The 23558-nt window shown below is 41.7% G+C and carries 22 protein-coding genes and 2 pseudogenes; 8 read left to right on the plus strand and 16 right to left on the minus strand.

The features are described 5' to 3' along the window. The first annotated feature begins 241 nt into the window (after nt 1–241). Both AB0756_RS03465 and AB0756_RS03470 read left to right on the plus strand, forming a co-directional pair. A complete protein-coding gene (locus AB0756_RS03465) occupies nt 242–2233 on the plus strand; it encodes an ABC transporter ATP-binding protein/permease (RefSeq protein ID WP_038083013.1) in 1992 nt (663 codons plus the stop codon). Nucleotides 2234–2526: 293 nt separating this feature from the next. Beyond that, nucleotides 2527–2655, plus strand: coding sequence for a hypothetical protein (locus AB0756_RS03470; protein ID WP_408103979.1), 129 nt, complete (start codon nt 2527–2529; stop codon nt 2653–2655). A 204-nt stretch (nt 2656–2859) separates the two neighbouring features. Here AB0756_RS03470 and AB0756_RS03475 read toward each other — a convergent pair whose 3' ends face one another. The 8 genes from AB0756_RS03475 to AB0756_RS03510 form a co-directional block, all read right to left on the minus strand. Next, a complete protein-coding gene (locus AB0756_RS03475) occupies nt 2860–3201 on the minus strand; it encodes a cupin domain-containing protein (RefSeq protein ID WP_038083014.1) in 342 nt (113 codons plus the stop codon). A gap of 81 nt (nt 3202–3282) precedes the next feature. Beyond that, entirely contained in the window at nt 3283–4467 is a 1185-nt protein-coding gene (locus AB0756_RS03480; RefSeq protein WP_038083015.1) for a Gfo/Idh/MocA family protein, read from the minus strand. Between the two features lie 248 nt (nt 4468–4715). Continuing rightward, nucleotides 4716–5885 carry a zinc-dependent alcohol dehydrogenase gene (locus tag AB0756_RS03485; protein ID WP_038083016.1) on the minus strand — a complete coding sequence of 390 codons (1170 nt, stop codon included), beginning with the start codon at nt 5883–5885 and terminating at the stop codon, nt 4716–4718. Between the two features lie 271 nt (nt 5886–6156). Then, the gene (locus AB0756_RS03490; protein WP_038083017.1) at nt 6157–6768 is read right to left on the minus strand and encodes a hypothetical protein; all 612 of its coding nucleotides are present in this window, start codon (nt 6766–6768) and stop codon (nt 6157–6159) included. Between the two features lie 100 nt (nt 6769–6868). Beyond that, a complete protein-coding gene (locus tag AB0756_RS03495; protein WP_038083018.1) occupies nt 6869–8038 on the minus strand; it encodes a zinc-dependent alcohol dehydrogenase in 1170 nt (389 codons plus the stop codon). Nucleotides 8039–8138: 100 nt separating this feature from the next. Then, entirely contained in the window at nt 8139–8840 is a 702-nt protein-coding gene (locus tag AB0756_RS03500; protein ID WP_038083019.1) for an SRPBCC family protein, read from the minus strand. Between the two features lie 130 nt (nt 8841–8970). Beyond that, nucleotides 8971–10068, minus strand: a complete 1098-nt coding sequence (locus AB0756_RS03505) for a DJ-1/PfpI/YhbO family deglycase/protease (protein WP_038083020.1) — start codon at nt 10066–10068, stop codon at nt 8971–8973. 145 nt (nt 10069–10213) lie between these two features. After that, a complete protein-coding gene (locus AB0756_RS03510) occupies nt 10214–10615 on the minus strand; it encodes a DUF2267 domain-containing protein (RefSeq protein ID WP_038086936.1) in 402 nt (133 codons plus the stop codon). Between the two features lie 796 nt (nt 10616–11411). Here AB0756_RS03510 and AB0756_RS03515 point away from each other — a divergent pair. Then, nucleotides 11412–11810: pseudogene (locus AB0756_RS03515) on the plus strand (DUF6335 family protein); the annotation flags it as partial. Between the two features lie 771 nt (nt 11811–12581). On the opposite strand, the gene AB0756_RS03520 reads toward AB0756_RS03515, so the two are convergent. Continuing rightward, nucleotides 12582–12827, minus strand: a complete 246-nt coding sequence (locus tag AB0756_RS03520) for an SDR family NAD(P)-dependent oxidoreductase (protein WP_038086930.1) — start codon at nt 12825–12827, stop codon at nt 12582–12584. Nucleotides 12828–13008: 181 nt separating this feature from the next. Between AB0756_RS03520 and AB0756_RS03525 the strand changes: the two genes are divergently transcribed. From AB0756_RS03525 to AB0756_RS03540, 4 genes are all read left to right on the plus strand, one after another. Next, nucleotides 13009–13500, plus strand: coding sequence for an orange carotenoid protein N-terminal domain-containing protein (locus tag AB0756_RS03525; RefSeq protein ID WP_038086958.1), 492 nt, complete (start codon nt 13009–13011; stop codon nt 13498–13500). A gap of 533 nt (nt 13501–14033) precedes the next feature. Beyond that, entirely contained in the window at nt 14034–14546 is a 513-nt protein-coding gene (locus AB0756_RS03530; protein WP_038086927.1) for an orange carotenoid protein N-terminal domain-containing protein, read from the plus strand. Between the two features lie 91 nt (nt 14547–14637). Further along, the gene (locus tag AB0756_RS03535; protein WP_038086925.1) at nt 14638–14865 is read left to right on the plus strand and encodes a hypothetical protein; all 228 of its coding nucleotides are present in this window, start codon (nt 14638–14640) and stop codon (nt 14863–14865) included. Between the two features lie 80 nt (nt 14866–14945). Beyond that, nucleotides 14946–17024, plus strand: coding sequence for a hypothetical protein (locus tag AB0756_RS03540; RefSeq protein ID WP_202048682.1), 2079 nt, complete (start codon nt 14946–14948; stop codon nt 17022–17024). Between the two features lie 127 nt (nt 17025–17151). Here the strand turns inward: AB0756_RS03540 and AB0756_RS03545 are convergent, their stop codons facing one another. The 7 genes and pseudogenes from AB0756_RS03545 to AB0756_RS03575 all read right to left on the minus strand — a co-directional run bounded on the left by AB0756_RS03545 (nt 17152) and on the right by AB0756_RS03575 (nt 22140). After that, nucleotides 17152–17757, minus strand: coding sequence for a hypothetical protein (locus AB0756_RS03545; protein WP_050046523.1), 606 nt, complete (start codon nt 17755–17757; stop codon nt 17152–17154). A gap of 76 nt (nt 17758–17833) precedes the next feature. Beyond that, nucleotides 17834–18175: a hypothetical protein gene (locus AB0756_RS03550; RefSeq protein WP_038086922.1), complete on the minus strand. Its 342-nt coding sequence runs from the start codon at nt 18173–18175 to the stop codon at nt 17834–17836. Between the two features lie 19 nt (nt 18176–18194). Continuing rightward, nucleotides 18195–19068: pseudogene (locus AB0756_RS03555) on the minus strand (IS4 family transposase); the annotation flags it as partial. Between the two features lie 379 nt (nt 19069–19447). After that, nucleotides 19448–20221: a hypothetical protein gene (locus AB0756_RS03560; protein ID WP_038086919.1), complete on the minus strand. Its 774-nt coding sequence runs from the start codon at nt 20219–20221 to the stop codon at nt 19448–19450. A 199-nt stretch (nt 20222–20420) separates the two neighbouring features. Continuing rightward, complete coding sequence (locus AB0756_RS03565) at nt 20421–20657, minus strand: hypothetical protein (protein ID WP_050046525.1); 237 nt, start codon at nt 20655–20657, stop codon at nt 20421–20423. A gap of 225 nt (nt 20658–20882) precedes the next feature. After that, nucleotides 20883–21245: a DOPA 4,5-dioxygenase family protein gene (locus AB0756_RS03570; RefSeq protein WP_038086917.1), complete on the minus strand. Its 363-nt coding sequence runs from the start codon at nt 21243–21245 to the stop codon at nt 20883–20885. A gap of 22 nt (nt 21246–21267) precedes the next feature. Beyond that, nucleotides 21268–22140, minus strand: a complete 873-nt coding sequence (locus AB0756_RS03575) for a shikimate dehydrogenase (RefSeq protein ID WP_038086915.1) — start codon at nt 22138–22140, stop codon at nt 21268–21270. A 123-nt stretch (nt 22141–22263) separates the two neighbouring features. Between AB0756_RS03575 and AB0756_RS03580 the strand changes: the two genes are divergently transcribed. Further along, nucleotides 22264–23226, plus strand: a complete 963-nt coding sequence (locus AB0756_RS03580; protein ID WP_038086912.1) for an alpha/beta fold hydrolase — start codon at nt 22264–22266, stop codon at nt 23224–23226. Nucleotides 23227–23558: the final 332 nt, after the last annotated feature.

Below are 23558 nucleotides of genomic sequence, written 5' to 3' on the forward strand. Positions count from 1 at the left end.
GATCTACGATGATTTTGGCTTTGTTCCAGAGATGTGTACACTACCGTAGCCGATAAATTGGGGGGGGGAAATACTCTTAAATTCTCCATGAATTAGGGAATTTAGTGGAAGCTTGAATGTTTTGCTTCTGATGAAAGGACTTTTAAAACATCCTCTAATTACTGGAGGTTCGGTAAAATTTTGAATTTTGCTCTCAGGACTTAATTGTTTATCGCAAAAAATCTGATTTTGTTTCTAAGATATGGCAACTCAAGTTATTCAAAGTCAAGCATCAACAAATGCTTTATCAGCTTTTATTCAATTTTGGAACGATGTAAAAGCGATCGCGGGAAATTACTGGTATCCAACAAAGCCAGGTGAAAGAGCATTTACAGATGTAATTAAAGCATGGGGAATGCTTATTCTCCTAATCTTATTAATCATCACTCTCGTAGGTGTAACTGTTTTTAATAGTTTTGTTAGTCGTTATTTAATCGATATCATCACTAAAGAAAAGGATTTTACTAAATTTTTTAATACATTATGGATTTACGGCATAGCCCTTGTCTTAGTAACGCTCTTGGTAGGATTTACTAAATTTGTTAGAAAACAAATTGCTCTAGATTGGTATCAATGGCTAAATAATTACGTCTTATCAAAATATTTCAGCAACCGAGCTTATTATAAAATTAACTTTACATCCGATATAGATAATCCCGATCAACGTCTAGCTCAAGAAATCGAACCTATTGCTAACAATGCTCTCAACTTTTCAGCAACTCTCCTAGAGAAAGTACTGGAAATGACAGCTTTTTTAATAATTCTTTGGTCAATTTCTCAACAAGTTGCAATTATTTTAATTGCTTATACGGTAATAGGAAATTTGATTGCAGTTTACATAACTCAAGAATTTAATAAAATTAATCAAGAAGAACTCGAATTAAAAGCTGACTACAGTTATGCACTAACTCATGTTCGTACTCATGCTGAATCAATAGCTTTCTTTCAAGGAGAACACCAAGAATCAAATATCATTCAACGCCGATTTAGTAATTTGATGAAAGTTGTCAAACGTAAGGTGACATGGGAAAGAAATAAAGACATTTTTAATAGAGGATATCAAGCAGTAATTCAAATATTTCCAATTATCATATTTGGTCCTTTAGATATTAGAGGTGAAATGGGGTTTGGCGAAATTAGCCAAGCTTCTTTAGCTTGTAGCTTATTTGCTAATGCTTTGGCAGAATTGATTAATGAATTTGGGACTTCTGGGCGGTTTTCTAGTTACGTTCAACGTTTATCTGATTTTTCTGACGCTTTAGAAGAAGTCACTAAACAACCAGAAAATGCCAGTACAATTAAGACAATAGAAGAAAACCATCTTGCTTTTGAGCATGTCACTCTACAAACACCTAACTATGAACAGGTCATTGTCGAAGATCTGTCACTTGCTGTTCAGCCAGGGGAAGGTTTATTAATTGTTGGACCGAGTGGTCGCGGTAAAAGCTCTTTATTGAGAGCGATTGCAGGTTTGTGGAATGCAGGAACCGGTCGTTTGGTGCGACCTCCTTTAGAAGAAGTATTGTTTTTACCCCAACGTCCTTACATCATCTTAGGAACTTTGCGCGAACAGTTGCTTTATCCCAAGACAAATCGTCACATGACCGACGCACAGCTTAAAGAAGTTTTGCAACAAGTTAACCTGCAAAATTTGCTCAGTCGAATTGAAAGCTTTGATACAGAAGTTCCTTGGGAAAATATATTGTCCTTAGGAGAACAACAACGCCTTGCTTTCGCACGACTATTAGTTACTCATCCCAGGTTCACAATATTAGATGAGGCAACAAGTGCCTTGGATTTGAAAAATGAAGGAAGTTTATATCAACAATTACAAACAACGAAAACAACATTTATTAGTGTAGGGCATAGAGAAAGTCTGTTTGATTATCATCAATGGGTTTTAGAACTTTCACAAGATTCCAGGTGGCAACTTGTGACTGTGCAGGAATATCGAAATCAAAAAACAATAAATATTCAAAGCACGCCCAATAATGAGTCGCAAAGTCAATCACAAATATTGACGGAAGCAATCACAAGTGAAGGGCTTTCTCATAAGGAAATAAGTGAATTAACTAACTATTCCATTAGCACTATCAGAAGTAAGGCAAGCAAAGGAAATTCTATCACTACTAGGGACGGCTTGACGTACTGCTATAACAAGAACCCAAGTGTGTTGAAATGGGTGAGAGTTTAGGTGAATTATCGCCTATGAAAAAATAATTTTCTATTTTAGGGAGGTAAACCTAAGTTGTGTGTAGATCGTAGTTTCTAACAAGAGACGCAGAGAGTGAGATATCGTCGAACTTATGTTAAATCATTCATCTTGTGGAACGGGAGAGGACGCCCGCCCTACAAGAAATTTTGAGTTCTTTTTTAACAAAAGGCAGCCCCGATCGCGGGCAGAGGGCAGCTATGTAATGCCCTTGTACTTCTCGTGACCGCAAGGGAGCAAGGGTAACGGTCCCTGCACCATAATCTATTGATTTGGTGAGTCCAGCCACACGTGCGGGTTTCCCGCCGGGTGGGCTGGCGAACCCGGAGGGTGGCAAACAATTGGTGAGTCCAGAGAAAGTAGGCGGGTCTCCCGCGACCACCGGGACTGGCGAACCCGTATAGCCCTGCGGGCATAGCTTCGCAACGCGTATAGCCCTTACGGGCATAGCAGAAGGCATCGCGGAGCGTGCGCTTTGCGCTTAGCGTGTGCCTTGCACATTGCGTCTCCGCTCCTGAGATAGGGCGAACAAGGGAGAGTAGTGGGTTGAAGCCTTTACCATATTGCACGCCATCTGCCAGCTGCCATCTGCCTTCTTCACAAGTTCCTTAATTCTCTTCCCTTCCATGGACTTGAGCCGGTGGGCTAGTTGCTTCAACAGCTGTAAATGACTCTAGGATTTTGTAAGTGTGAGACGCTCCTTTTGGTACGACCCATGAAGTCCCAGGCTCTAGCAAAACCATTTGTCCTTCAATATGCAACTCAGCACGACCGCTAATGACATAACCAACAGTTTCGTATTCCCGTGAAGTTGGTTCTTTAGGTTCATTGGGTTGTTCATTTTCCCAAAGGCGCATTGAAACAGTCTTACCGGAAGCAAGATACTTTTGACCCTGTTCGCCTTTAGGGGAATGAGCTGAATCTATTTTCTTAACAGTTGTATCTGGCATATGTGTTTCCTCAAGATCGTTAGTGGTTAATGGTTAGTTGTTGGTGGTTATGAGAATAACAACTAACAACTAAACTATTGTTCAAACTTTTACCTTTTCGCCTGTACGAGCTGCTTGGTAAATTAAGTTCATGAGTTTGACATCTTGCAAGCCTTCTTCACCAGGAGTCTTGGGCTGCTTGTTTGTCATAATGGACTCAGAAAGGTGATCTATTTCTAGAGCAAACTGGTTTTTCTCTTCAATGTTTTGCTCTTCCCTTCGATTATTTCGGCTAATATACAGACGGTGTTGATAGTAGTCTGTAGCTGGGTCTAATTCTAAAACTGCGTCAGACCCAAAAACTTGAATGCGTTTCGTATTGGAGTAACCATAACTGGAAGTACAGTTAGCAAGCACACCACTGGGAAAACGTAACGTGAAGTTAACATTTTCTTCAACCTGACGGAAGCGGGTGTCTCCTGGAGTGCTGTAGGTAAAGGCAGTAATTTCTGTGGGTTCTTCACCTGTAATGTATCTTGCCGCTTGCAAGCTGTAAATACCAATATCGTAAAGAGAACCTCCACCTGCTAGTTTTTTGTCCATGCGCCAAACGTCTGCAGGGTCTTTGGGGTCAAGAATACGTCCGTGGTCAGAAGTTACAACTTTTAATTTTCCCAGTTTGCCACTTTGAGCAAGTTGAATCGCGGCTAGGTTGTAGGGTTCATACTGAGCGCGATAAGCAATCATTAACTTACGGTTTGCTTTTTTGGCTGCGTCAATCATTGCTTGGCATTCTGCGACAGTGTTTGCCATTGGCTTTTCACACATAACGTGCTTACCAGCCTGTGCGCCACGAATAGTATATTCGGCGTGCATCCCGTTAGGTAAGATAATATAGACTACATCTACCTCTGGGTTATTGCGAAGATTATCGTAGCTTTGATAGTCGTAAATATTTTTTGAGTTGATACCGTACTGTCGTGCATACTTTTCTGCTTTGGCGCGATCGCCACTCACCAAGGCGACCAGTTTTGACCTTTTGCACTCAGCAAATGAAGGCATGATTTGTTCGGTAGCAAACTTACCCAACCCTACAACTGCCCATCCCAGCTTTTTCTCAGGAGGCAAAGAAGGTTCTTTAGATGGTGCAGGTCCAGCTTGGGCTAGAGTCCGAGCGGGTTTAATAATATACCCCATAGCTCCAGTGACACCAAGGGCCATAAAGCCAAAACCTGCTTTATTTAAAAGATTGCGGCGAGAAAGTTCTTTTCTGAAGGAATCAAACATAATTTATTGCTAATTGCTAATTGCTAATTGCTAATTGCGATTGACAATTAGCCCTCCCTTGTATCTCAGAAGCGGAGACACTATGTGCAAGGCACACGCTCCGCGTTGCCTTCTGCTATGCCCGTAAGGGCTATACGCCAGTCCCGGTGGTCGCGGGAAACCCGCTTATGGCACTGGTCTCATCGCCTACAGCGCTGGACTCACCATTAGCTATTAGCCATTAGCTATTAGCCATTAGCCATTAGCCATTACGGTTTAAGTACAATCTTGATACAGTTGTCTTTTTTGTGCTTGAAAATTTCGTATCCATGGGGTGCCTGTTCTAAAGGCAAACGATGGGTAATGATAAAGGTGGGATCGATGTCACCATTTTGAATGTGCTCAAGTAAAGGACGCAAGTACTTGTGTACGTGTGTTTGTCCCGATTTGAAGGTCAAGCCTTTGTTCATGGCTGCACCCATGGGGATTTTGTCTAAGAAGCCACCATAAGCACCGGGAATGGAGACATGACCGCCTTTACCGCAACTTAGAATAACCTGTCTTAATGCGCTTGGTCTGTCTGTTTCCAGGCGTACCACTTGTTTAACTCGATCGTGGAACGCTATAAAATCTGTTCCATGGGCTTCGAGTCCTACAGCATCAATAACTGCATCGGGACCGCGCCCGCCTGTCATTTCTTTGAGAACATCACCGACGTTCACTTCTTCGTAATTCAAGACTTCTGCTTTGGCTTGTTGTTGTGCCATTTGCAAGCGTTCGGGAATGCGATCGATGGCAATAACTCGCTCAGCACCTAGCATATAAGCACTTTTGATAGCAAATTGTCCAACGGGTCCGCAACCCCAAACGGCGACAATATCACCGGGTTTGATGTTGCAGTTCTCTGCTGCCATGTAACCTGTTGGAAAAATATCAGTTAAAAATAAGACTTGCTCGTCCGTTAATCCATCAGGAATTTTGAATAATCCAACATCTGCAAATGGCACTCTCGCGTACTCTGCTTGACCGCCTGCATAACCACCAAATAAATGGGAGTAGCCAAATAGACCCGATGGTGAATAACCCATAACTTTTTCTATCATCCAGCCATTGGGGTTGGAGTTATCGCACAACGACCATAAATCTCGTTGGCAGAAAAAGCAGTTACCACAGGATATAGTAAAAGGAACAACAACGCGATCGCCTACCTTTACTCTCTTGACTTCACTGCCAATTTCAACAACTTCTCCCATAAATTCGTGACCGAGGATGTCACCCTTTTCCATAGTCGGGATAAAGCCGTCGTACAGGTGTAGGTCAGATCCGCAGATTGCTGTTGAGGTAATTTTGATAATGGCGTCACGCGGATTCAAAATTTTTGGATCGGGTACTGTATCAACTTGTACTTTGTTAGCACCTTGCCAGCAAACTGCTTTCATGTCAATAGTCCTTTGTGATTAGGAAATGAGGAGGTAGGAAAGGGAAACTTGAGGTTACCCCCTGAGGATAAGCTACGGCGGTGTACAGATCTCTAAAAAAGAGATGAAACATCGTGAAAAGGGAGAATTGGAATTCAGTTCCCCCCTTTTTTAAGGGGGGTTAGGGGGGATCGAAACCGCTTTTAATGCACTCTATAAGACTTGTGTACACCACCGCAGCTGAGGATAAGGGGGAACTAGGAAACCCCAGTCCCCTTTCCCTAATCTCGATTTATCGAGCCCGAGGAGGTACTTGATAATAACCTTCTGGTGTTTGAGTCACAGGTCTAACTGTCTTTTCAGTTCTCTGTTGAGTTGAATTTAAAAACTCTTTTGTGCTGCGAGGAAGAGACTCATCTAAATTGAGCTTTTCACGAACATTATCAGCAGCATCTTTCAAAGGATTTCCAGAATTCTGGGAGTAGCGATCGCTATTGCTATAGTTACGGCTATAGTTATCTGCGTTGGGTGTTGATTTGTAATAAGTCCCTTCTGGGGTTGTCACGTTGTCACCCAGATTGCGGGTAGCATCGTTAACATTGCGAGATACCGTGCTGCGGACGTTATCAGCAGTTTGTTTCAGATTTTGTCTGGCATTTTCAATCAGATCGTTGCCATTTCTGTTGTTATTTGTATTACCCGCATTGTTGTTATCAATAGTTCTGAGCCTGTCAGTACCGTTAACATTGCGTGCTTCTCCGGGTACTGCTTTATAGTAAATACCCTCTGGACTGGTTACGGTTTGATCGGCTTGTGCTTGCAGTGTACCGTAACCAAAAGCTTGCATGACAAAAAAGGTCAATGCTACTAAAAAAACTGTCAAAATTTGATGTAAGCGTTTCATCAATTTCCTCCTATACAATCAGAACTTGGTTGGTAGTTAGCGGTCAGTTGTTAGTTGTTATGAGAACGATTAACGACTAACCATTAACCACTAACAAACTTTATGGTTTCAGCAGAACTTTGACACAGTTATCTTTCTTATGCTTAAACAGTTCAAAGCCCTGCTTGGCTTCCTCTAGGGGTAAGCGATGACTGAAAACAAGGGATGGATCGACTTCGTTATTAAGAACTCGGTCCACCAACATGGGCATATATTTCTGACCGAACATTTGCCCCATTTTCCAAGTTAGGGCTTTGTTCATTGCTGCACCCATGGGAATTTTGTCTACAAATCCCGCATAAACACCCATAATTGACAAAATTCCACCTTTTCGACAAGCCAAAATCATTTCACGCAACACGTGGGGGCGATCGGTCTCTAACCTGATTGCTTGTTTGGCTTCATCGTAAAATCCTTCTAAACCCATACCGTGTGCTTCAAGCCCAACAGCATCAATACAAGCATCAGCACCGCGTCCGCCAGTCATTTCTTTGAGAGCATCGCCTGCACTGATTTCTTCATAGTTAATAGTTTCTGCATTGGCAAATTCTTGAGCCATGTGGAGCCGTTCGGGAACTCGATCGATAGCAATCACTCTTTCTGCACCCAACATATAGGCGCTTTTCATAGCGAATAAACCTACAGGACCAGCACCCCAAACGGCTACGGTGTCTCCCGGAGAAATATTGCACATTTCTGCTCCCATATAACCTGTGGGAAAAGCATCAGAAATAGGCAGTATTTTCTCATCAGGAATCCCTTCCGGAACTTTTACAGCACCGTAGTCAGCAAACGGGACTCTTATGTATTCGGCGAAAGCTCCTGCATAACCACCGAAAGCGTGAGAATAGCCAAAAATTCCAGCCGTACCAAAACCAAATAACTTATCATTGATCCAACCGTTGGGGTTGGAATTATCACACAGCGACCACTTCTGTTGTTGACAGTAGTGACACTGACCGCACCCGATGATTGAAGAGACTACAACGCGATCGCCCTTTTTCAACTTCTTAACTTCACGACCGACATCAACGACTTCTCCCATAAACTCGTGACCGATGATGTCACCTGCTTTCATCGTTGGGATGTATCCGTCATATATATGCAGATCGGAACCGCATATAGTTGCTGATGTAATTTTGAGAATCGCATCACGGGGGTTAAGAATTGTTGGATCTGGTACATTCTCTACCCGGACATCATTAGCACCGTACCAACAGACTGCTTTCATAGGAATTATGAATTATGAATTGGGAATTGATAAATTATGAATGATAAATTCTGAATTATTTTTTCTTTTCAGCATTCATCATTCATCATTCATAATTTTTCTAGCCTTTTCCTCGAGGTTGTCCCTCTGTGGTAGCAATTTCGCCTGCTTCCATCAACATTTTGAAACGACGCAAATCATCGCCAATTTGTTGTTCTGGTTCTTCACCAAAGAGTTTAGCAAAAGTTGCTGTTAGCGCTCCACCCGGTGGAAAATATTCAATCACAACCTTGACTTCAGTCCCCCGGTTACCAGGTGCTTGTGTAAAGCGGACAAAACCAGAGTTATCGATATCTGCTCCTTCTACCGAAGCCCAAGAAATAAATGAATTTTCCCGGTCTTCTAAAATTTCTGCATCCCATTCCACGCTTCCACCTAAAGGTGCAGTGGCTATCCAATGAGAACGTTTTGCATCGTACACCTTTACGGATTTGAGATGCTTCATAAATCTGGGCAGATTTTCAAAGTCATGCCAGAAACGATAAAGTTCATCTACTGGCTTATCAATAGTCACAGTCTTTTCAACTTTAATCGCTTGTTGAGTCATGCCTATTGCTTGTTGTGCTTGTTGAAGCGTACTTTGCTTTGTAGCACCCTGATAAATCAGACCGCCACCTGCTACAGCCATCAATACCCCTCTCAAGGAACGCTGACTTAAACCCATTAATACCATTGCACCACCGCCAAGCAACGAAGCCCAGCGTTCGGTTTCACTAGCTTCTGCTTTACTTTGATTTTGCTTATTTTCTGATATAGACGCCATGTTATTACTCTCCTTAACAAAATGTATAGACGTGTTATGACCCGTCTGTACAAACGAACCATCCAGGCGCAAAGCTCCCCTCCTAAACCATTTACGCTATCTTTGCGCCTATGGTTCGTTCCACAAAAACCTACATCGACACGGCTGCTCCTGTAGTCGGCTTCGCTGGCTTAACTCCTGCACCCATCCGCGCCCGATACAAGTCTACTAGCCGTTGCTCGTATGTCCGTAAGTCATTGTGGATTTGTGTAAAAATGGCAGTTGAAACAGGATCGGTCGTTGCTGCCATTAAAGCTCCAATATCACCTATACCAGTTTGTACGTCACCTAAAGCGCTACGCAATTGGTATATATCATCGCTTCCCGTAAGGGCAGTTTTTACTTTTGCATATTGGTTAGCGATGTTTGCAGTCAAGGAAGGCTTTTCACCCAAGCGATCCAGACGTGCTTCTAAGATGCTAATATTACGCTGTTTGCTACCTGCCATTTCTTGAAAGACAGACTTCACTTGTGGATCTGATTCTTTCTGGGTGTAATTTTCCAGCGCTTCTAAAGAGTAACGCTCACCAGCAAGAGCTGTATTCAAAGCTTTGACAATATCACCTTTAGTAGAACCGCCCCAAGCATCAGCAAGTTTCCACCATTCAGCTGTTGTGTCCCTTTCATTTGGCAATGCGGCATCTTTACCACCATATCCCAAACGGCTTAAAACAGCTGTGGTAAAAATAGCTAAGTCCCCAGGTTGGCGTGAAGTAATTAAGTTACCATCTACGACTAACGGGTCATCTACGTATTTAGCACCCGCATTAATCATGTCTCTGCTAATTGCCAAAAAGCCAGTAGCTTGCTTACCTCGAAGCAAATCCCCTTCAATCAAAACTTGAGGACCGTGACAAACAGCTGCTACGATTTTTCCTTGCTGCACAGCTTCTTGCACAAACCTAACAGTGTTAGGATTGCGACGCATTTTATCAGGAGCCATACCTCCAGGGATCACCACAGCATCAAATTCAGATGCGATCGCCTCTGCTGTGGTACCATCAGGCTGCTTGGAAAGCTTACCTTGCTTGCCTTTGTAACTTTCATTCATACGAGCACCAAGGACAACAACCTCCATTCCAGCTTGTTTCAGAGCGTTGTATGGAACTTGGAACTCCGAATCCTCTACATAGTTTTCAATGAGAATAGCTACTCTTTTTTTTCCAGAATGATTGTTATGTTGTACCATGAGATTTCCTTAGTAAATTTATAAAAGAGCCAATAGCCGATCGTTAATTGCAAATTGCAAATTGTAATTTTTCCTTAGCCCTTCCTTGTATCTCCTCACGCAGACGCTCTCGCTACAGGCGGGACTCACCATTAGCCATTAGCCATTAGCCATTAGCCGCACTCATTGGTGAAGAGGGAAACAGTTCTGCATAGTCATTTGAGAAATTAGCCTGAAAATCCTCAAACTCGCCAGGTGTGACAGCGTTTTGCAATACTGTGAATACAGCACGAGTGTGTGTTACCGCAGCAACTGGATCTACACCTTCTTTCTGACTCACTCGGGAAATAAACTCCTGCATTGAAAAAGTTTGACCGTTTTCACCTTCACGTCCGTGCAAGTACTCCCCTAGTTCCTTTGGTAACTGAGATGCTAAATCTTTTGCCTCGTCTCCAACTATACGCTCTTTGATAGTTTCTAGTGTTGCACGAGTTGCACGTTCTGCGTCCTCACGAGAACTTAGTTGAGCAACACTCTGAACGTGTTTGATAAATTCACCATATTTCATTGTTTACCTCCAATACTGACTGCAATTACTGATACAAGCAGGCTCTAATTCTATACCAAGTAACTTAAACTGTATTTTTAAAATCTTTTAATGAATATAAGAGTCATTTTAGAAAATGGTTAGGAATCATGAGTTGGGGATGAGTATTGTAAGCATACCCCAAGTCATAAATCCTAACTCCCTTATCACTCGACCATGAATTCATTGCTTTCATTATTACGCTGAAATTGCTGGGTTTTCTTCGTTCTTTTGGGATATATGCTTTTTATCTCTAAAGTGATACATTTATTTTTTGCAATTTTCTCTCTATACTGCTTAGATTCTTTCTTGCTTGCCTGAAGATTAATATTTGAATGAATTACAAAGGCGAGCGAGTGCGTTACAAAGAGCAGTTGTCGTCAGGGTTCTCCCCACTGTTCGCGTACAGCCCTTGCGGACAAATGCAAAACGTGTGTATTGTACATAGCGTCTCAGTTCTTGAGATAGCGCAAAGGACACGAAGAATCTTTGGATTTTGTGTAAATAAATATACTTTTTTTTCTTTATTCAAAGGAAGGAGTTATGAGTTAAAACTTGGAATCAATTGAAAGAAGTTATTGAATCCCAACTTTTTACCCATAACTTTTGTGAAGTGACCATATCATATATAAAAACTATGTTTATCTCCTCAGATTTGCTTCATACCAAAGGATGATATTTTGAAGTTTTTATTACCTCTAAAGTAGTAAATCTTTTGGCTGACAATTCCAGATAGAGAACGCGTTATCGTGAAAATGCACCAAAAAATAGGAAAGTTATGGTAGAAGAAAATTCAAATCAAAACTTTGACACAGATGATTTGCCACAAGTCGTCACTGAATCCTACGGAACTGGTGTCAAAGACTTACCGGGGTATAATATTGGCATTGGCGATCGCAACGACGGGTATGATGATATAGGTAACGTAGAAGCGAGCCCAGAAATAACAGGGGGAGATATAGATGCTCGTTGGGATTTGGAAGCAACAGTAGGGGATGAGGCTGTTGGTGGTACAGTTCCCACACCCGACCAAGATATTGTAGATGACCTTGGCGCTGCTGTAGGCATGGAAATGGACGATAGAGCCTATCTCCGGACAGTAGATATTTTCGAGCAACGCGATGACAGTCGTTGGGAGCTAGATCCCATGTCTTCAGAAGATTATCGGCAAAGGGGAGTAGAGGGAGAAGAAGGACAGATGAGAACACCAGATAGTGTTCGAGATGACGATTTACAAAGTTCTCGTTCCCTTTCCGACCCTGCAACTTTCCATCAGGAAATACCAACTCTTAATAATGAAGTCTAAAAATATAGAATTCATTATTAAATTGGTCATTAGGGAATTGCAAAAAATAAATTATTAGAAAGGCTACGGTTTGCAAATTCAATGCTTTCCCCTAAAAGAATGTCCGAAAAGTTTTTGGGGAGGTATCAAAGTTTGACACAGCCCCTTAAATCCACGCCATGTGCTACAAGTTGGGAAAGCATACGCGGCAATAATCGCTCATGGGGGAACTTCCCAAGACTGCGTTGCCTTACTACTACAGTAGCGCCCTTTAAAAAGGGGGACTTTGAGTATCCTAGCCCTGGCTTTTTAAGCTACGGTGGTGTACAGATCTCTATAAAAGAGATGAAACATCGTGAAAAGGGAGAATTGGTATTAAGTGCCCCCCTTTTTTAAGGGGGGTTAGGGGGGATCGAAACCGCTTTTAATGCATTTTAGAAGACTTGTGTACACCACCGTAGCCTTTTTCAGGAGGGCTAGGGGTCTCACAGGGCTTCATCTGTATAACCGCGATTTCTCATTGCCAAAACAAGTATTAAATAGGGCCTATCAGGCATCCTCTTAGAGAATCTAAATAAAATCTGATATTTTAAAAAACATCCTCTTAGGAATTAAAAATTACGGATTTTAGATGAGAGTTTATGTTTGCTTATTATCTAATCCTTAAGCATTAATTGCTGTCTGAACGCAATTTTGAGCGTGGAATTCTTGAGAAACATCTCCAGCATAGGCTATAGCTTTACCAATGTAGTGCTTGATGGAATTAACGACATCCTCAATCGGATCGTCAATAAGTCCGTTGACAACCACTGATGCACCTTCTTTAGCAAATTTATGAGCAATAGCTTCTCCAATACCAGTGCCAGCACCCGTAATAATTGCTACTTTACCCTCTAAGCCTCTATCCATGATAAAACCTCCTTAATTAATTTAATTGATTGTTAGTGGTTAGTAGTTACGAAAACCACTAACCTTTAACAACCAATTGTTCTTCTCTTTGATTTACATACATCTGTCTTCAGTGGGGTTAAACATCAAATTTAACTTTGATAGCGTGAAGCATGAAAGTTTTTTGCAATCGGAGAAGATTATGACCTTTACTCAAACTAACGATCCTAATGTTCGCGAACACGTTCAAGCTTTTCGGAGTTTACCTGTAGATGAACAATTAGCTTTGTTCTGGTTTGTTTATAAAGAAATGGGCAAATCTATAACTCCAGCCGCTCCAGGAGCAAGTACAGTTTCTGATAGTGTTGCTGAAGGGTTATTCAATCAAATTAAAGCGCTACCTCACGACGAACAGCTACAGTTTCAGCGCGATTTGATTAATAATGCAGATAATCAATACAGCCGGATGTATGGCTCTATGAGCGATACTACAAAGTTACTATTTTGGTATCGCTTAGCTCAAGGCATGGAAAATGCAACTATTGTGCCCATGCCTTCTGATTACAAGCTTTCTTCACAATCACAAGACTTGCTGAATAGACTGAAGCAAGTTGAATTTGAGCAGCAAATGAACATTTTCCGCGATTACGTCTCCCCCATGGGAGCTGAACCAAAAGCAGGTGCTGAAGTTTAGTGTCTAGCTGAATAAAACAGAGATAAGCACAGAGTAGAAATTGAATCTTCTATTCTGTGCTTATCTCTATTGAAAATCACTTAAGTAGTTGCACCCAAATTATAGCCGTCACGCCTTTAACTTGATTTTTTCTATTTTTTTAATTTTATCAACTTATTTGCATCTCTCTTTAGGTAGGTATCAAAATTGAATTTTTCAGATCATTATCTATCTTTTAACAGTGATTTTGTAACAAATTGAATCTTTAACCTTAAAGGAGCTAAGGCAAAGAAAAGTAAACACTTTTAGTCAATTTGACACAGTATTCTCAGCAGAAAGCTCTGTACAAGTGAAATTTTGTCAAAATTGCATCTTCACACCCATTGAAAAACTGGGTTTCTGGCAACTCGGAAAATAAGGATTGGGGATGAAGGAATAGAGACTAGAGACTAAGAACTAGAAACTAAGAAATTAATTCCCAATTCCCAAGTGCCAATCCCCACACCCGTTCCACATTTCCATACCACTTAGGAACCCATTAGGAGATTCTTGATATGACATCTACAAACATCAGACCAGTACAAGAAGCTGCATCTGCGTTCAAAAGTTTGATTGTTGACGATCAACTTGCAGTATTAGCGTCTTTTTACAAACAAATTGCTGATGCAGTTCCTGCTGATGCAGCAAGTGCTTTACCAACACAAGATGCTAATAGCTTAATATCCCGAATTCAGCAACTGTCACCAGAAAATCAGCTATCAGCTTTACGCGAATTCTTATCTACAGAAAGAGGAGATAAGGATGCTAGCGTACTCGACCCCCATCCCAGCAAAGCATTGGCTGAACTTGTAACTGGCAATGACACAAAAATTCCCGCTCATACTTATGACTCATTAGGTGCTGAAGGTAAGATTGCTTTCTGGTATTTGCTAGCAGGAAAACTAGGAAATGGTTTTGTTGGTATTCCTAATGGTACTCAACTCACTCAAGATGCTACAGAAGTATTAACTGCACTTCAGTCTCTTAAAACGGATGAAATAGTTTCTTTCCTGAAGCTGGTTGTGTAATGACTGCAATTTTGCACTGTTAACGGCTGTTATAGGGTGGGGACTGCTTACCCTATAACAGTCTTTTGAGTTTAAGGTATAAGGAGGCTTTATGGTAACACAAAGTACTTCAACCAGAAGTAATGCCATTAAAAGGAAACACCTTGTTTACAGTCTAATTACTGGTTTGTTCATTGGAGCGATCGCAGGTGCGCCTTTCGGCTGGATTGCCTATCGATATTACTATCAACAGCGTCTGGCTCAGTTTTTACTTTGTCGGGAACAAAATAGAAACCAGCCAGCCGCCTATGTAGATTCTATTTGCGGGCGCTCTTTTTAAGGATTCTAACTTTATTCAAATACCATCATTCACCTTTCTTGTTGTTATAGCAGATTATTGGAAAAACTATATCAGGTCTTATGTTATCACCCCCAGAAACTACCGAACGCCAAACCAGTCAACCATCTGCACCGAAATCCAAACAAATCCCACTTTTTAGGCAGATACGGGGAGCGATTGTATTATTTGCCCTCTTTATTTTTATTGGGTTCTTCGCATACCAAATTGACCTTGTACTTCCGGGAACACCCAGTATCAACAATACATACACGCCTCTGAGCCACCCTACAGAGCAGGAAATAGGTTCTTATGATGTACTGGGTAAAGTTGTTAGTAAAGCTGAAGCAGACAGTTTACTAAAAACAGAAGAAGGGAAACAGCAACTTGCAGCAGATAATGGTGCTGTTGCGATTACAGAAGATTTAATTGCTCTTGGACGAAAATCTTTTTATAAAGAAACTTTTGGAAACGAAATTTTCTTTACTGATGTCACTGGTATTCTAAATGGTCCCTTAAATCTCGTCAATTTGACAAAAGCCATATTATCTCTTAAAGGTCAACCTACAACGAATCTTCAAGTGACCCTGGACAGAGATATGAAAGTCGGCGATCGCAATTTCAAAAAGGGCGATATTCTCAATACCGGGCTTGATATACCTGCCAACTCTCTCATTCCTCTAGGAATGATTACTCATATTAATAAGGGTAAAATTCGAGTTGGTATTACTTGTGCGGCATGTCATGCCACTGTAGATAAAAAGACCGGACGTATCCTTGAAGGCGCACCCAATAACGACTTAGATACAGGCTTAATGCTGGCATTAGCCAGTAATTCAGCATCATGGTTCCGGCAAACAGGTGTGAATCCTTTGACGATTTCTCGTGGCGAACACACATACATTAAATCTGACGGTAAAGAAGGGCGTTTACCAGATGCTAAAGCTTTAGAATACGCGGTTGACAAGCAATTACTAACTTGGGCTCCAGGGAACTTTGATTCAACGCCTGACAATCACAACAATCCCTCCCAAAATCCATCTTCCTACACCTTCGGTGCGTATCCCTACGGCTGGAGTGGTAATGCTGCCATTGGTTGGTTCCACGGGTTGACAACACTCAACAGCAACGTTCATGGAACAAACTCAGATCAGACCTCAATTGCTGATGCAAGTCAGCAACTTCTGGGCATTGATAAAGAAACTTTCTTGGGTGTTATGCTGCAAAATGCTGCCAATCCAATGTTTAAGTTGCCACAAGGTGCTAAACCATCAGAATTTTTCCAGAAAAATGACCCCACTCCCGGTACACCTAATATTAATGAAGTGATTAAAATGCCGGGTTACCCCAAGGGCTCGCCTTTCATCCTTGATGGATTGATGGCAAATTCACCTGGATTTCCGGTAGCAGCACAACTCAACGGCATGTCAGCCTATCAAAACTCCTTAGTACCACCTCCTGTAGAAACCAGAGATATCAATGCCGTACAGCATGGAGCGGCGATCTTCACACGGGCTGGATGCGTTGAATGCCATAGCGGACGGTATTTTACAAACAATCACGTAATTGCAGAGCAAGAAATCAAAACACAGCCTTCACGGGCTATGGCGCAAGCACCTGTTGCTCGCAATTTCATAGCCCCACAAACCTATCCCAGCAACGTGCAGGTTCCCCTCCCAGAGAATCCACCCGTACTGAACGTTCCTACAGACATTACCTCAGAGAAAGACTTTAAACTTGCCTTTGCGATCGGCAATTCTGGCGGTTATAAAGTTCCCAGCTTAATTGGATTGAACGTTACCGCGCCCTATTTACACGATGGTGGTGTTGCTGCAGGACCGGAAGCCCTCAAGGTAGATAAAAATGGTTACGACATTGTCAATCAAAACCAGTTAGGTATACCGGGGACATTATTGAGTAACATACTACCAGAACCGAGAGCAAGTTTGCGAGTCCTGATAGATCGCAACTTACGCAGGCAAACCGTTTTAGCCAACCGTGCCAATTCCGACTTGCAAGAATCTAATGCAGATGGTAGCGGTCACAACTACTGGGTAGACAAACAAGCTGGTTTTTCTACTCAAGATCAAACCGATCTTATAGAGTTTCTTCTGTCATTAGATGACGCTCCTGACGTTGTGCCAACGCAAAAAGCTAACTAAGTGGTAACCGAACACTAATAAGTGGTTACGCTTCAGTGTCATTTGGAACAAGTGAAGAGTCAGAAAAACACTCCTGTGATTGGAAATCACGGCTACACAAACTAAGCCTGCCTCCGCAGGCTATACATTATAGTCCACGTAGGTGGTGAGTCCAGCGCTGCAGGTGGGAAACCCACCTGCAGCTGTTGCAAGCGTGCGAACTTGCATTACTCATCGCCATATAAAAGCCACTTTGAACGCGATTGCGTGGCAAACAAATGTCAACCAAGTCACCCACCATAGCAGATTGGTGTTCCGAGCGCAGATGGCGTTCTCGCTCAATATGCAGGGTTAAATTATCCTTGATTACTGCCAGAGTGCCATCCGCCTCTTGTCTGAGCACTCTCCAGCCTGGGTCAAAGTAACCCGATCCCCGATTACTATTATGCAATTGCTCGTAGAATTTCAGATCGACTCCCTGGAATTGGTTGTTCTCCAAGTTTTGCTCGGGTCTTAACTGACTTGAATCAGCTTCTGCTACTAAAGCTTTTCGGAGGGAGCCATTATAGTAAATCCCATATAAAAAACTCCGTAATTGCAAACTACGATACTTGGTTTGAAGCTGTAATAGCAGATGCTGAAAGCGAGCAACAACATCGGGTGGAAGCTCTAAGGGTTTGTAGTCGGGATGCCGAATACAGAAGTTAGACTCGAGCTGCACTTTACTAGCAATATCTTGAAGTGAGTTTAACACCCGATTGCCCGATGAATTGAGTGATTAAGTTAGCTGAGAATCTAGCAATTGCATCACGATCTTCCCCTAAAAGCATTTAAGTAAGAGCAGGCTGCAAGCCCGTAATTTCAGATGTGGCAGCCCCAAACACTGTCGGCATAAATTGCTCTGGACTGCAAAGTAAACCTTTTGCCACTTGAAGCATACAAATTCCTGTATTTCCAAAGGTTTTGCGGTGCTGAAGTGTTGCTTGAATGTGCAAAATCAAGGCGAGACCGGAAAACTGCATCACTCTCTTTAAAAACGTAGGACAATACTTTACGATTTCTGGAAAATTAACGAAGTAAGTACTCACAAGAGCAGCGATCGAAGGTTGGAGGTATTCAAGCGGTATAACTGCCATGCGTAAAGAGTCTTCAATATCAATGGATTTACTCACTACTAAGCTTTTTAACCAAAGTAGCAGATAACTGCCGACAGTTATAACCGCCACTCTTAAAATCACGAAACATTTCTTCTATATCGAATCTTCTTTTATAAGCTGCGATACGCCTTTAGGCGTTAAGCTTTGCTTATCGCCACTGACAAAGTCACTAAATTTGTAACGAGAAACCACCCTTCTTTTGGAGCCATTCCTTGAATTTTACGTTTCCATTTACCAGCCACATTGAAATGGCTAAATCCTTTTTGTTTAGTCACCCTAACTCCTTGTAAAAACAAAGAAATTCCTGGACATAAGCCTAAATCATTTAATTCTTTCCAAATATTATGTTGAACTTCAATAAATTCATTCTTTTTCAAACGAAGACAAAAAGATAGACCCTGCTCTCTGAGCCAAGTTGCTAGTTTAATTGAACAAAATTCTCGGTCTCCTAATACGCAAATTTTATAACCTTTAAACAAGGGTAAGACTTGAGATATCAACGTTTTTTGTTCATCAATGTTGCTACTTCCTAACTTGGATAAGAGATCGAAGTATATAGGAAAGGCTCTTTTATCCCAAACGATGCTAATTACAAATAAATTAATGCAACCCCATGCAGTGCGATCGATGACTACATAAATTATTTCGTCCGGTTGAAAATATGCTGACAACCATGTAGTAACAATTGGAAACCAGATCTTTTCAATCGTTAGGAAGGGTAATGACAAAAATCTTTGTAGTTTCTTTCTTCTGCTTTCAAATAGAATGGGAATTGGTAGAGCCGTTGCTATAGCTTCTAAACTCACTTTTTTAATTGACTGTAAAACATTAATTAAAATAGTGAACAACAAGTATTCCGTTGGGCTAAATTGATTTTTTAAATGTGTTTGATAGAATGGAGGTAACATTGTCATTAGATAGGTATTGTTGACAAAAGTAGACCTATCTTTTTTTACCACGAATTGCTACACACTTTACCTCATAAGCTTTTCATGCTACTTTGTCGCCCCGTCAGCTTTTTTTCGGTTAACAGAGTGTTTATCGCTTTAACAAATTAATGTCGTCCTATCAGAAACTCCTAAAGTCAAGTCGGCTCAGAATCGCCAGGACAGCGTAGAGCTAGGTAGCTGACACTAGAGGCGATCGCTATGCTTCAATACGCAATCTCCGAGTTTTCCTTAATAATTATAATCGTTTAGGGAGATAGGAGATGGTATGCGATCGACGCTTGCATAGTGCTCAAAGAAGTCGTCGATCTAGATGTGCAACTCGCACAATGCAGCCCAATCAGTTAATAATGTATCCAGGCTCAAGATATAACGAATAGCTTGAACCATCGTAAGTCAAAGCTTTCCACTCGGGAAATCCTGGAATATCTAAATATAAGGATATGAGCCGATCGCGCTCTGTTGCTTTACATAATTTTGCTGTACCCATGTTACCCAATAGGTTTCTAACTAAAGAAATCAGTTGTTTTGTCTGCTCTTTACAGTCACCTTTGTCAGAAGCAATGACTGTATTCTCACAGAGATCGGGCGGGTTCCATAAATCACCAAGAACGCGCCCTGGTGCTTCTAATTGAAAAATCTTTAATGCTTCCCAAACAGTCATTTGGGGTAGCTGCCAAAACTCTGGAAAAGGCGCTATTGTACTGAGCTTTTCCACATAAGTTTCTTGAGCTATACAAATAACTCCTTTTTCCTTGATGTAGTCAGGAGGTAAGTATTTCTCCTTCATATCTTCTGCTTCTTCAATGATTGTGAATGCGGGCATTATCATAGCGATGGAGTCGCATCGTTTTAGTTCAACCCAACCCCGATCTTGGCATCCCACGAACCCGCACGCTTCACACACAACGAATTGAAGGGGTAACTCTCCCCAATTTACAAACTCAATTGCATTAATCAGTTGAACATTACCATCCCACAGTTGTGTAACGGAAACTACAGACTGACCGGAAGATACAAAGTTCAATCCTGCTTTTCTAGTTGTAGGGTCTGTTAATTGCCACATATCAATAGCGAACTCTAATTTGCAGACTTTTTCTACATATACTCCCATACTCGGCAACGAGTACACGAAGGCAGAAGTTCGCCCGCTACTAGGGCAGAAGGCACAAAAGCTTTGAACGTAAGCTTTTTGTTTATTATTAATGGTTGCTTTATTTATGTTGTACTGTACTAGAAGGTTGAAAGGTATGTAGTATCCACATCTTCTCAAACTTTAACAAACAAGTTTTAAATCCAATTCCGTGCGATCGCTAGTCGTATTCACCGAGCTCTTCCTCAAATAAAGCCCATTTATGACGGTTTGCATTGTTTTGGTAATGACGCAGATTTTTGGGGTAGTGAATGCAATGCCCTACATAGAGCCACTTATCCCAACAGCGATTAATTTCGGATACCTTAATCACTACCCCGTTGTAGATAAGATCTTCTCGCAATACCTTTAGTAATTGCCCTCGTCGGTATCGAGGTTTTGTTTGAAGTGCAGTCATATTTTATTTGTACCTCCTGTGAGCGATGCACAATTCCACACCTGTGTTTGCGTAAGTTGGACAGACCTCACCCTCCTTCCTAAAAGGAGGTTTGGGGTCAGGTTTGTTTTGACTTCATCCAACTCACGTTGTGTGTATTCCCATGAAGAAAAATCCCACCTATGGAGGTGGGGTAAATTCTCAGGCTTCATGGTACAAATGTACCATGAATATTTTGAATTGGCATCATGCTTTGCGCTCGGATATCGCCCGAAGAAATTCGATATTCAGCTCTAGTTTTTCTCCCAGCCATAGAGCGTGCTCTGTATGGTCTTTCACATCATCACCCGTCTCAGGATGAACGAGAATATCCAATCCTTCGCGGTTAAGCATTAACCAAGGAACAACTTTGGCAAATTGCTCTGGTGCAAACGCAACTTGGTACATTCCTTTTGGATGGGGACCGATAGGATTTTCATGCCACCGTCCAAGTCGTACATCAAATCGAGCATCCAGTCCTTCACGTATCCGTGAAGCTGCATCATAACTAGCCGTATCGAAGTAAACATGAGCATGAAAACCAACAATTTTGATAGAATCTTCTGTCATTGCATTATTCTCAAGTCGATTTTTAATCTTTAAAACCCAGTTGTTGAAATAAAGATTGGCGCATCACATCTACAGGTACAGATTCACGCTGTAACCAAATTTTTAATGCAGCAGCGCCTTGTTGGACTAACATCTCCAATCCGTCAATGGTTGTCATACCCAGTTGTTGCGCTTGTTGCAAGAATTTGGTAGGTTTGGGCTTGTATATGAGATCGTATGCGATCGCACTCTCTGGCAAATGTGCCATTTCCCCTATCTCAAGCGGTGATTCTTCTACCTTAGGGTACATTCCAATAGGAGTTGTATTTACCAGTAAGTTGGCTTGTGAAAGAAGCTTTGATAAGGAACTCCATTCACGGATCTGTAAATTCACAGCAATGGGAGAATTGCTCCAACTGTTACGGAATTCATCTAACTTCCCAGCATTGCGACCAACCACATAAATTTCCGCACAACCTAGTTTGGCACAGCCTGCTACCACTGCTCTTGCTGCACCACCATTGCCTAAAACAACTGCTACTGTCTGACGCCAATCTCGGTGATATGTTGTTTCTAAAGGAGCGAGAAACCCTTCCACATCAGTATTGGTTCCTATCCATTTGTTATCTTTGCGAATAACAGTGTTCACTGCTCCCACAGCTTCGGCGATGGGTGAAATTTCTGACAGCAGAGGTAGTATAGCCTCTTTATGTGGAATAGTCGCATTAAAGCCAAGAACTCCAATGGAAGCAAAGCCTTGAAGAGCTACTTTTAAATTCTGCGGTTCTACCGAAAAGGGGATGTAAACATAATCTAATTTCATATGGGCAATTGCTGCATTTTGCATCACTGGGGACAGTGAATGCTCTACGGGATGCCCAATTATTCCCAGTAGCTTGGTTTTCCCTGTAATCATTAGGTTAGTGAGTGGTTGCATAAGTCATTGGTTATTATTTTCCGATAATAAGGACAAAGAAAAAACAAGCTAGAAGATTCTATTAAAATTAATAAAGTTACATTAAATAACATTGTTCTCATTATGCAGGTGACGACAGCCCCCTCTTCAACTCCAAGACCCGGACAATTTTGGCAATGGCGAGGACACAACATCTACTATGTAAAAGCAGGAGAAAAGCATCCCCAACGTCCCGCCATACTCCTGGTACATGGATTTGGTGCGTCTACAGACCATTGGCGTAAAAACATAACAGGGCTGTGTGACGATTTTGAAGTTTTTGCAATAGACCTTTTAGGGTTTGGACGTTCAGCCAAACCTAAACTGGAGTATAGCGGCAATTTGTGGCGCGACCAACTCCATGACTTTATTACTGAAGTCATCGGTCAAAAAGCTGTGTTGGTGGGAAATTCTCTTGGTGGTTACGCAAGTTTGTGTGTAGCAGCCCAATGTCCCGATGCTGCAGCAGGTTTGGTATTGCTCAATAGTGCTGGTCCATTTAGTGAAAATCAACCTTCACCGGAACCAGAAGCTCTGCAAACTCAAATTGAACCTCCTAACGCGAACGAACAATTGCAAAAACTGCTAGGTGACGTTGTTAAGTGGTTCTTTCAACAACCTTTAGCTCAGTTTCTTTTATTCCAGTACATCAAGCAAAAATGGGTGATTCGTCAGACGTTGGAGAAAGTTTATCTTGATAAAACTGCAATTACAGACCAATTAGTCGAAGAAATTTACCGTCCTGCTTGCGATACAGGTGCTTTTGATGTGTTTTCATCTGTATTCAGTACCCCTCAAGGAGAAAAAGTTGATGTGCTGTTAAAACAGTTAACCTGTCCTCTCTTGATGCTGTGGGGAGAAGCAGATCCTTGGGTTCATGCAAGAGAACGTTCTCAAAAGTTTCGACAATATTACCCCGAACTGACAGAACATTTTCTCAATGCGGGTCATTGTCCTCATGATGAAGTTCCCGATCGAGTCAATTCGTTGTTGCGTGATTGGGTTTTATCTGACGTTGGCGATGCGAGAATCGGGATTGGTAATTAAAAACTTGAAAACCTGGTCAAAGGGACCAGGTTTCTAAAACTTGCAACTAATCAAATCGATTGTTTTGGATATTCAACAACTAAGGGTGGACAGTAACGTTCAGCAAACTCGGCATTTCTTTGTTTTTCCGCTTTAGGATTTGGCGTTGCCGCTCGATTTTGGCAGTTGCCACTTAGCATCATCAATATGCCAATCGCTTGCTTGGGCTTATGACCGGAGACACCTTGTCAATTGCCCTTTTGATTTATGTTTCCTTTTGGTGTCTTATCTATTAAGATATCACCCTATTATGACTTCGCAAGTGTTTGTTAAGTGAAGTTCACAAGTTGTTG

Source organism: Tolypothrix campylonemoides VB511288_2 (assembly GCF_045999855.1).
Taxonomy (GTDB): domain Bacteria; phylum Cyanobacteriota; class Cyanobacteriia; order Cyanobacteriales; family Nostocaceae; genus Scytonema; species Scytonema bouteillei_A.